Raw genomic sequence first — 9,693 nt, 5'->3', positions numbered from 1 at the left:
GTGCGGGCGCCGTCCCTTTTCAGGTCAGCGGCCGGCGGCGTCGGCCGCGGCGGCGCGGTTCGCGAGGGGGCGCGTCGCGAGACCGACGAGCACTGCCACCGCCGCGCCCACGATCGTCTCGGCGAGACGCTGCAGCGCGATCGGAACCGGGTCAGACGGATGCGCGGCATGCGCGATCAGCAGCACCAGCGGGGTGATCATCACCAGGGCGAGCGCGTAGTGCCGCACGACGGTCATCTCGACCCCGAACTGCAGCAGCCCCAGCACGAGCGCGAGCACGAGACCCGGAGGCACCCCGACCTCGTCGAGGTGCAGAGCCGCGATCCCGATGAACAGCCCGGCCCCGACGAGGGTGCCCAGCACGCGGTGCACCGCCCGCGACAGGGTCACGCTGCTACCCCGCGCGATCGCCAGCACCGCGAGAGCCGACCCCGCCGACCAGTAGGCGTGCGAGAGATCGAAGGGCACAGTCACGAGCGTCGCGACCGTGCCGGCGATCACCTGGCGCAGCACCTCCACGCGATCCGCGCGGGCCCGCAGCCGCGGCAGCCGCACGACCGGGATCGGCCCCGTCTGCCACTTCACGCGCGGAACCCGCATCACGATCGCGGCGATCAGCCACGAGATCACGCACCCCAGCGCCACCAGCCCGATCACCAGCAGCCCGTCCCGACCGCCGCCGCCGAGCTCGACCGGACGCGCCGACTGCGCCGCCACTCCGTAGACCAGCGTGAAGAACAGCGGACCGGGCGGCCCCAGCCGGGTCGCCGAGCACAGGTACGCGGCCGCGATCGTCACCACGACGACGCCGACCACCGACAGCACGTCGTCGAAGCTCAGCAGCACCCCGGCCGCCGCCGACGCGATCAGCCCGAGCGCCACGAACGCGATCGTGCGCATGCGGTGACGACGGGGCAGCGAGCCCGCGTAGATCGCGGTGAAGGCGCCGAGACTCGCGGCCGCCCCCAGCGACAGCTGCCCGGCGAGCGCGAACACGGTGACCGGGATGAGCATCGACAACCCCGCCTGGATGGCGACGGGCCAGCGACGCGGCGATGGGTTGACGGCGACGAGGCTCCGAGCCAGGTCGGAGAACTTCATCGCTCCGATTGTCTCACCCGGATGGCGACGGGGCCGCACCCCCGAGCCGACGCGGCGATGGGTTGACGGCGACGAGGCTCCGAGCCAGGTCGGAGAACTTCATCGCGGCCATCCTCTCACCGCGAGATGGATGCGGGGTCAGCCGGTGACGTTCGCCTGCAGCCAGGTGTGCGGGTTGACCTTGGTGCCATTCAGCTGCAGTTCGAGGTGCAGGTGCGGCGCCGTGACCGAGCCGGTCGATCCGGTCAGCGCGATGAACTGCCCGACCTGCACGGTGTCACCCACGTTGACGGCGATCGATCCGGTCTGCGTGTGCGCGTAGAGGAACGACACCGTCTGCCCGTTGACCGTCGACGTGATGACGAGGTGGTTGCCCCAGCCGTAGCTGTCCTGCTGCTTCTTCGTCACGACGCCGGTCGCGATGCTGTACATCGGGGTGCCCTCGTGGGCGAGGTAGTCCTGGCCCTGGTGCACCGACATGCAGGTGGAGCAGGTCGCGGGGGCGCCGAACCCGGGCCCGAGCTTCGGCATCACCGGGTACGGCCAGCGCACCGGGCCGATGCCGGGATTCCAGGTGCTCGAATACCGGGATGCGCTCGCCTGCGCCTTCTTCGCGGCCGCGGCTGCGGCGGCGGCCGCGAACTGCGCCCGGCTCGTCGCGCCGTAGGCGTCGCGGGTGGTGTCGTCGGCGGCGGCCTCGGCCGAGACCTGGAAGCTCTGGGTGTCGGCGGCGCTGCCGACGAGCGGGGCGCCGGAGGTGGCGGCGTTGGCGCTCGGGGTGCCGAACACGGACGCCGGCACCGAGACGGAGACGACGAGCGCGAAGACGGCGACCAGCACGCCGACCGAGAGCACCTGACGGGCGATGCCGCGGTGCACGACGCCGAGCCCGCCACGCTGACGGGGGCGCTGGTTCAGGGGCACGCGCGTCGCGACCGCGGCGCTGCGGGTGCGTGCGTCGCGGGTGCGTGCGTCGCGGGTGCGTACGTCGCGGGTGCGCTCGGCGCGGCGGGCCGCCTCGGCGGTCTGCTGACGGGCCCGCAGGTCACGGCGGGTCGGAGCAGAGCTGTCGGAGGCGGCGGGGCGCATATCAGACGCCCTCGCTGAGGGGCGAAGCAGCGGGGATCGCCGTGGTGGCCGAACCCGCGATCGGGCTCGACAGGATGACCACAGGGCAAGCGGTCATCGTGGAGCTCCAGGTCATGAGCGGCTCAGCCGAGCCGGCGACGCGCTTCCGGACTCGGGTTCGGACGCGCGATGTACCCCGAAAGTGTAAAAGGGCGACGCGGATGCCGCCACCCCTCGGCCGGGGTGCGCATCCATCCGCGTCCGCGTTCTCAGCTGATCGGCCCGCGATCGTCGGCCCGCCCGCAGCAGCCGACCGGGCTCTCGGCAGCCGACCGGACCCTCAGTAGTCGACCTCCGCGACGAGCGGCGCGAGCTGCGCGACCAGGTCGGGATGCCCGCCGAGCACGAGCCGGGTGTCGGGCTCGGCGCCCTCGTACCCGACCACGGCCGCGCCGGCCTCGCGGGCGATGAGCACGCCGGCGGCGAAGTCCCACGCGTTCGTCTGCCGTTCGAGGTAGGCGTCGATGCGTCCGGCGGCGAGCGCGGTCAGGTCGAGTGCGGCGGCGCCGAACCGGCGCAGGTCGCGCAGGTGCGGCATCAGCGCCGACACCGCCGCGATCTGGTGCGCGCGCAGTTCGGCGTCGTAGCTGAACCCGGTCGCGAGCAGCACCTGGCCGAGCGGGGCCGCGGGCCGCACCGCCAGCTCGCGCACCTGGCCGATCGCGCCGGGCGCGAGCGGAGCATCCACGCCCGCCCGCGGCAGTACCTCGAGGCGGGCTCCTCCGCCGCGCGCGGCCGAGAACAGCTCGCCCTCGCCCGGGGAGTAGACGACGCCGGCGAGCGCTGTCCAGGTCTGTGCGTCGGCGGGTGCGTCATCGGGCGAGCTGACGACCGCGATGCTGACGGCGTAGTGCGGGATGCCGTAGAGGTAGTTGACGGTGCCGTCGATCGGGTCGACGACCCAGGTGAGTCCCGAGCGCCCGGCGGCCGTGCCGCCTTCCTCGCCGAGGATCGCGTCGTCGGGTCGCGCGGTGCCGATGCGCGCCCGGATGAGCTGCTCCACCTCGCGGTCGGCGGCCGTGACGATGTCGACCGGGCTCGACTTCGCGGCGGCGACCTCGACGCCCTCGGCGCGGCGCCGAGCGGCGAGAGCACCCGCCTCGAGCGCGATGTCGCGGGCGAGGGCGAGCAGCCCGGCGGGGTCGACGGGGGTGCTCGAGGCGGCGGATGCGGCGGCGTCGGTCATGCCCCCAGCCAACCACGGGCCCCGGACGTGTGCGCGGGCTCTCGCGCCACGTCGCGCGACCGACGGCGCGGCAGCGGCGAATCGGCGCGGGTCAGAGCAGTCCGTGCGCCCGGAACATGCGGTCGAGGATCTCGCGGATCACCGGCTCCTTGCGCTGGTTGTACGCCTGCACGAGTTCGGGATCGTCGGCCGTCTGCGCGGCCGCGGCGCGCTTCGCGGCCGCGGCGCGCTTCGCGGCGGCGTACAGCGCGCGGTCGTCGGCGTGCTCGCTGAGCCAGTCGCGCAGCATCCGGTGCCGCACCGCCTCCGCCCGATCGGAGCCCCAGACGTGGAGGTTCGCCCGCGGCGCGGCGTTCGTGAACAGCCGATGCTCGTGCCAGTTGCGCTCACGCAGCACGAACACGAAGCCGGCGGCTTCGAGCGCGGCGACGTAGGCATCCTCATCGCGGCTGTCGGCGACCGTGAGGTCGATGTCGATGATCGGCTTCGCCGGCATGCCCGGCACCGAGGTCGAGCCGACGTGCTCGACCTCGAGGGCGGCATCGCCGAGGGCGGCGCGGATGCGGTCCGCCAGCTCGCGGAAGCGCTCCGGCCACGCGGGGTCGGGCTCGGCGATGACGACGTGCTCGGGCTGCGCGGGCACGAGCCAGTCGGCGTCGTCGGGATCGAAGTCGCTGTGGGCTGTGATGGCGGTCGCGGCGGGAGCGGGGTCGCGGGGCTGGGCTTCATCGACCATCCCTCCACGCTACGCGTCGGCCGGCGACGCGTCGCCGCGGTTCGCGCCGACGTCACCTCAGGTCACGGCTCGCCGGGAACCGTGACGGGATGGGGCGCGCGGTGGCAGGGTGGGGTCATGGCGGACGAGCCCATCGAACGCACCCTCGCGGGAGTGGGCGAGCGCCTGCGCCGACTCCGCGTCAACCGCAATCTCACGCTCGCTGACGTCTCGGCGGCGACGTCGATCTCGACCAGCACGCTCTCGCGGCTGGAATCCGGATCGCGGCGGCCCGCGCTCGAGCTGCTGCTGCCGCTCGCCCGCGAGTACGGGGTGCCGCTCGACGACCTGGTGGGGGCGCCGCCGACCGGCGATCCGCGCATCCACATCCGCCCGGTGCGTCACAGCGGGCGGACGATCCTGCCGCTCGGACGCGGCGCGAACGGCGTGCAGGCGGTCAAGTTCGTGCTGCCGGGCCGCACCGCGCAGGAGGTGGAGCAGCGTCGCGAGCACCATGGATGGGAGTGGCTCTACGTGCTGCAGGGCCGGCTGCGCCTCGTGCTCGACGACGAGGAGTTCGTGCTCGGCTCGGGCGAGGCGGCCGAGTTCGACTGCCGCACCCCGCACTGGCTGGGCAGCGCCGACGGCGAGACGGTCGAGTTCCTGGGGCTGTTCGACGCGGAGGGGCGACGCGTGCACGGGGTTCCGCCGGTCGCGGCGGCCGTGCCGGTTCCGCTGCCGTCGCGCGAGGAGAGCGGATCGAATGGGCCCGACGGGTCGGGCGGGCCGGATGACGCCGAGGCGGCGACGCCCGAGGCGTGACCCCGGGGGTCGCTCGAGGCCTGACCCCCGGGCTCGCCGGGACCCGGCGCGCGATGCGGCCCGCGGGCGCATGCCTCCGTACCGCGCTCGCATCCCCGAGTTCCGACGTCACAGGCGGGCGAGGGATCGATCGGTCGGCTTCGATGCGCAGGGTCCCGGACCCGGGCGCGCCCGACCGCTCAGGAGTCCGCGACAGCGACGGCCGCGCGCACCTCGGCCACGACGAGCGCCGCGTTGACCTGCGCGCCGACCATCGCTCCGGCGGCAGCCGCCGCGCCCACCTGCGCCATGATGTCAGTCGCGTTGCCGGCGACCCAGACGCCGGGAATCGCGGTCACGCCGAACGGCGTCGCCGGCAGCTGCTCGCCGCGGCCCATCGGATGCGTCTCGGCGTGCAGTCCGAGCGGCGCCAGGAACTCGACGTGCGCGACCGGAACCGACGCGACGACGAGCGCATCGATCGGCACGAGCGTGCCGTCGGCGAGCCGCGCGCCCGTCAGTCGACCGGGGGCAGCGCTCGTGTCATCCCCTGCACCGCGCGCGCCCGCGTCCCCTTCGCTCACGAGCTCGACGACCTCGCCCGCCACGACCCGGATGCCGCGCGCGGCGAGCCCCCGCGCATCCGCCTCGTCGAAGGGCGCCGAGCTGTGCTGCAGCACGACGACGTCGGCGCTGAGCTGCCGGAACAGCTGCGCCTGGTGCACGGCCGCCGCCGGCACCTCGGCGAGCACGGCGATGCGCTGATCGCGCACCTCCCAGCCGTGGCAGTAGGGGCAGTGCACGACCCCGCGGCCCCACTGCGCGGCGAGTCCGGGGATGTCAGGCAGCGCATCCGCGACGCCGGTCGCGACGACGACGTGGCGCGCGGTCAGGCGGACCGGGCTCATGGATGCCGCCGCGCCGGCAATAGCGGCCTCGGCGTCGGCTCCGGCGGATGCGGTGCCGAAGTTTCCCACCTCGACGAGGAAGTCGCCCTCGGCGCCGCCGACCGCGGTCACCCAGCCGGAGCGGACGACGCCGCCGTAGCTCTCGACCTCGGCCCGGCCCTGGGCGACGAGGTCGAGCGGGGGGACGTCCTCGCGTCCGAGGACCCCGTGCACGCCGTCCGCGAAGCGGTTGCGGGGGGCTCCGGCGTCGACGACGAGCACGCGCCGGCGCGAGCGCACGAGCATGAGCGCGGCGTTCAGGCCGGCCGCGCCGCCGCCGATGACGACGGCATCCCAGCGCTCGGCGGCGTCGGCTGCGGTCAGTGCGGGGATCACGCGAGCGGCGGGCGCGGAGCCCGGGATGCGGTCGGGACTGGTGGCGGCGGGGCTCTCGACGGGATTCACGCGACTACCGTGCACCGGGCGAGCCCGAACGGCAAGCATTATTGCCACTACGGCAAGAATCGCGTTCGAGTGATCGAGCGATCGGACTACCCCGCCGTCGAGAGATCCGAGCGCTCGACTATCGGGGCGTCGAGAGGTCGACGTGCCGGAGTACGAGGCAGACGAATCATCTCTGACCGGACGGCGCCGACCGCGGTGTCGGTGGTGCGCGCGAGCCTCCATCCATGACCGAGATCACGCTGTCCGGCGCCAGGATCACCGGACGAGGAAGCTCCCTCACTCCCTTCGTGCTGCTCGACGACGCAGCCGGGTTCATCGACTTCGCCTCGGCCGTGTTCGGCGCCGTCGAGGTCGACCTGGCCCGCACCGCGACGCCGAGCGGTCTGCTCATCCACGCCGAGCTGCGCCTCGGCGACGCGCTGCTGCTGCTCGCCGACCGCCAGCCCGGCTGGCCGTCGCGCCCGGGGCTGCTGCAGCTCTGGGTCGCGGATGCGGCGGACGTGATCGCCAGGGCCGAGCCTCGCGGCGCGACGGTCGTGACGCCGCCCACTCCGTTCTACGGATCGCTCACGCTCGCCCGCCTGCTCGACCCCTGGGGAAACCTGTGGTGGCTCTACGAGCCGGTGCCCGGCCAACCGGATCCGCGCCCGGCCTGGGAGGGCGGCGACGACACCGTCTTCCGCACCCTCGACGAGCACCTGCGCGCGAGCGCGGGGTGAAGAGAGCGACCGGATCGGTCGACGCGCGAAAGTCCGACTCAGAGCTCCCGCGTCATGAACCGCGACAGCGGATCGGGGCGGTAGTCGGCGAAGGACCCGCAGTCGACGAAGCCCTCGCTCGCGTAGAGACGATGCGCTGGCACGAAGGCCTCGCCGGCGCCGGTCTCGAGCCAGAGGCTGCGGATGCCGGCCGCCCGGGCCTCGGCGACGATGTGACGCAGGATCGCGCGGCCGACGCCGGTTCCGCGGAACTCGTCGGCGACGCGCATCGACTTCAGCTCACCGCGGTCGCCGCCCGCCGACGCGAGCGCTCCCGAGCCGCCGCCCTCACCATCCATGCCGTCGGCGCCGGCCGCACTGCCCGTGCCGAAGCGCTTGAGCGCGCCGATCCCCGCGATACGCTCGCCCGACCAGGCCGACCAGACCGTCATGCCGGGCGCGCGCAGCCCGTCGAGGTCGAGGGCGTGGATGCTCTCGATCGGCGAGCCGTCGTGCATCCCCGCGAGGTGGAGGGCGATCAGCTCGCGCGTCGCCTCTCCGCTGAGGTCGTCGACGCGGATCTCGAGGGGCACGCTGCTCACGCGCCCATCCTGGCGGAACGCAGCGCCCTCGCGACGCCGGCTGAGGATCGTGCGGTCGCGTCGGTATCGCGCCGGCATACCGACGCGACGGCACGATCCTCGAGACCCGTCGGCGCCGGCCCCGGAAACGACGAAGGCCCCGGCGAACCGGGGCCTTCGTGAATGTGGCGGGTGAGGGATTCGAACCCCCGAATGCAGTGCAGTCTGATTTACAGTCAGATCCCTTTGGCCGCTTGGGTAACCCGCCGAGGCGCTCCCGACCGATGTGCTCATCGACCGAACGCGCTCGGAACAGAATACTAGGTCGCGAGGGGTGCCGATGACCATCGGCCCGCCCCCGATCACGGGCGGCGTCCCCGGTCGGCTCTACCATGGGCGCATGGCTGATTCCTCTTTCGACATCGTGAGCAAGGTCGACCACATGGAGGCCCAGAACGCGGTCGGGCAGGCGCAGAAGGAGATCGCGCAGCGCTACGACTTCAAGGGCGTGAACGCGTCGATCGAGTGGTCGGGCGACGAGAAGATCCTGCTGAAGGCGAGTGCCGAAGAGCGCGTGAAGGCGGTGCTCGAGGTTCTCGAGGCGAAGTTCATCAAGCGCGGCATCGGCATCCGCTCGCTCGACGAGGGCGACCCCTACGCGAGCGGCAAGGAGTACCGCATCGAGGTCGGGCTGAAGAACGGCATCTCGAGCGAGGACGCGAAGAAGATCTCGAAGATCATCCGCGACGAGGCGCCGAAGAGCGTCAAGAGCCAGATCCAGGGTGACGAGCTGCGCGTGCAGTCGAAGAGCCGCGACGACCTCCAGTCGGTCATCGCACTGCTCAAGGGCAAGGACCTCGACGTCGCCCTCCAGTTCGTCAACATGCGCTGAATCCTTCCGCGCGGATCACGCGCGACGACCTGCCGGCGGCGGGTGGATGCGGTCGGCTCGTCCGCGCATCCCCCCGTCGTTTGCGCGTTTCACGCGAAAACAGTGCGCGTTTCGCGCAGGATCTTGCCGTCGGCCCGCAGGGACCGCGAGGCTGACCGCATGGCGCGGTATCTCGGCATCGACGGCGGCGGCACGAAGACCGCGTTCCTGCTGATCGACGAGAGCGGCGCGACGCTCGCCGAGTCGCGCCAGCGCACCAGCTACTACTTCGGCTCGGAGCGCGGCATCGACCTCGTCGGCGACGTGCTGAGCGAGGGCCTCGCCGACATCAGCGCACAGAGCGGCGTCGGCGCCGACGACCTCGACTTCGTCTTCTACGCGATCCCCGGTTACGGCGAGGCCAGCGCCGACGTGCCCGTGCTCGACGCGATCCCGCGCCGCATCCTCGGCCACGACCGCGTGCGCTCGGGCAACGACATGATCAGCGGATGGGCGGGCTCGCTCGGCGGCGCCGACGGCATCAACGTCGTCGCCGGCACCGGATCCATCGCCTACGGCGAGCGCGCCGGCATCGGGCATCGCGTCGGCGGCTGGAGCGAGCTCTTCGGCGACGAGGGCTCGGCCTACTGGATCGCGACCCGGGCCCTCGGGGCCTTCAGCCGCATGGCCGACGGCCGCCTGCCCCGCGGTGCGCTGCACGAGCTCATGCGCGAACGCCTCGGCGTCGACGACGACCTGGATGCGATCGGGGTCGTCGTCGACGACTGGTCGGCCGAGCGGGGCCGCATCGCCGATATCTCCAGGGTCGCGACCGCAGCCGCGGCGGTCGGCGACCCGGTCGCGCAGCGCATCCTCGACGAGGCGCAGCGCGAGCTGGTCGACCTGGTCGTCGCCACCCGCGCCGGCCTGGACGCGCCGGCCGATGAGAGCATCCCCGTCTCCTACTCGGGCGGGGTGTTCTCGGCGCCGGGATTCCTCGACGGCTTCGCGCGCCAGCTCGCGGCGACCGGCATCCCCTTCGACCTCCGGGCTCCGCTGCACGACCCCTCGGTCGGGGCGGCGCTGTACGCGCGCAAGCTCGGGCTCGCGGCCGCGCAGGGCTGAGCCCGCGCGCTCTCCGCGCGCTGCGGGCCGCTGGCCGCCGCTGNCCGCCGCCCGCCGCCCGCCGCCCGCCGCCCGCCGCCCGCCGAGCACAGTGTCGGCTGAGGAGGTCGGCCGTGCACCAATCTGCTGTGCACC

The 9,693-nt window shown here is 73.2% G+C and carries 10 protein-coding genes and 1 tRNA gene; 4 read left to right on the top strand and 7 right to left on the bottom strand.

Translation table 11 applies throughout. The annotated features are described in order from the left end of the window. Nucleotides 1–24 precede the first annotated feature (24 nt). From FJ657_RS16035 to FJ657_RS16015, 4 genes are all read right to left on the bottom strand, one after another. Nucleotides 25–1,101, bottom strand: coding sequence for an FUSC family protein (locus FJ657_RS16035; protein WP_141164724.1), 1,077 nt, complete (start codon nucleotides 1,099–1,101; stop codon nucleotides 25–27). Between the two features lie 138 nt (nucleotides 1,102–1,239). Beyond that, nucleotides 1,240–2,190, bottom strand: a complete 951-nt coding sequence (locus FJ657_RS16030) for a M23 family metallopeptidase (protein ID WP_181409013.1) — start codon at nucleotides 2,188–2,190, stop codon at nucleotides 1,240–1,242. Between the two features lie 319 nt (nucleotides 2,191–2,509). Continuing rightward, nucleotides 2,510–3,415: an inositol monophosphatase family protein gene (locus FJ657_RS16020; protein WP_141164722.1), complete on the bottom strand. Its 906-nt coding sequence runs from the start codon at nucleotides 3,413–3,415 to the stop codon at nucleotides 2,510–2,512. Nucleotides 3,416–3,506: 91 nt separating this feature from the next. Further along, the gene (locus FJ657_RS16015; RefSeq protein ID WP_141164721.1) at nucleotides 3,507–4,151 is read right to left on the bottom strand and encodes a GrpB family protein; all 645 of its coding nucleotides are present in this window, start codon (nucleotides 4,149–4,151) and stop codon (nucleotides 3,507–3,509) included. Between the two features lie 117 nt (nucleotides 4,152–4,268). Here FJ657_RS16015 and FJ657_RS16010 point away from each other — a divergent pair, with 117 nt between their 5' ends. Beyond that, nucleotides 4,269–4,952 (top strand): cupin domain-containing protein, encoded by a 684-nt coding sequence (locus FJ657_RS16010; protein WP_141164720.1) that lies wholly within the window; start codon nucleotides 4,269–4,271, stop codon nucleotides 4,950–4,952. A gap of 179 nt (nucleotides 4,953–5,131) precedes the next feature. On the opposite strand, the gene FJ657_RS16005 is transcribed toward FJ657_RS16010, so the two are convergent. Beyond that, nucleotides 5,132–6,283, bottom strand: a complete 1,152-nt coding sequence (locus FJ657_RS16005) for an FAD-dependent oxidoreductase (RefSeq protein WP_255447393.1) — start codon at nucleotides 6,281–6,283, stop codon at nucleotides 5,132–5,134. Between the two features lie 224 nt (nucleotides 6,284–6,507). On the opposite strand from FJ657_RS16005, the gene FJ657_RS16000 reads away from it, so the two are divergent. Next, nucleotides 6,508–7,002 (top strand): VOC family protein, encoded by a 495-nt coding sequence (locus FJ657_RS16000; protein ID WP_141164719.1) that lies wholly within the window; start codon nucleotides 6,508–6,510, stop codon nucleotides 7,000–7,002. A gap of 38 nt (nucleotides 7,003–7,040) precedes the next feature. On the opposite strand, the gene FJ657_RS15995 is transcribed toward FJ657_RS16000, so the two are convergent. Then, on the bottom strand, nucleotides 7,041–7,583 hold the full coding sequence (locus tag FJ657_RS15995; RefSeq protein ID WP_439653947.1) for a GNAT family N-acetyltransferase: 543 nt from the start codon (nucleotides 7,581–7,583) through the stop codon (nucleotides 7,041–7,043). A 165-nt stretch (nucleotides 7,584–7,748) separates the two neighbouring features. Then, nucleotides 7,749–7,830: transfer RNA gene (locus FJ657_RS15990), tRNA-Tyr, on the bottom strand. A gap of 132 nt (nucleotides 7,831–7,962) precedes the next feature. Between FJ657_RS15990 and FJ657_RS15985 the strand changes: the two genes are divergently transcribed. Next, a complete protein-coding gene (locus FJ657_RS15985) occupies nucleotides 7,963–8,454 on the top strand; it encodes a YajQ family cyclic di-GMP-binding protein (protein WP_141164717.1) in 492 nt (163 codons plus the stop codon). A gap of 159 nt (nucleotides 8,455–8,613) precedes the next feature. Beyond that, complete coding sequence (locus FJ657_RS15980) at nucleotides 8,614–9,558, top strand: N-acetylglucosamine kinase (protein ID WP_141164716.1); 945 nt, start codon at nucleotides 8,614–8,616, stop codon at nucleotides 9,556–9,558. The last annotated feature ends 135 nt before the right edge of the window (nucleotides 9,559–9,693 follow it).

Origin of the sequence: Schumannella soli (genome assembly GCF_006517435.1) — a bacterium.
GTDB lineage: Bacteria > Actinomycetota > Actinomycetes > Actinomycetales > Microbacteriaceae > Schumannella > Schumannella soli.
Note: the sequence above shows the minus strand (reverse complement) of the source record. Positions and strands in the feature narration are given on the sequence as shown.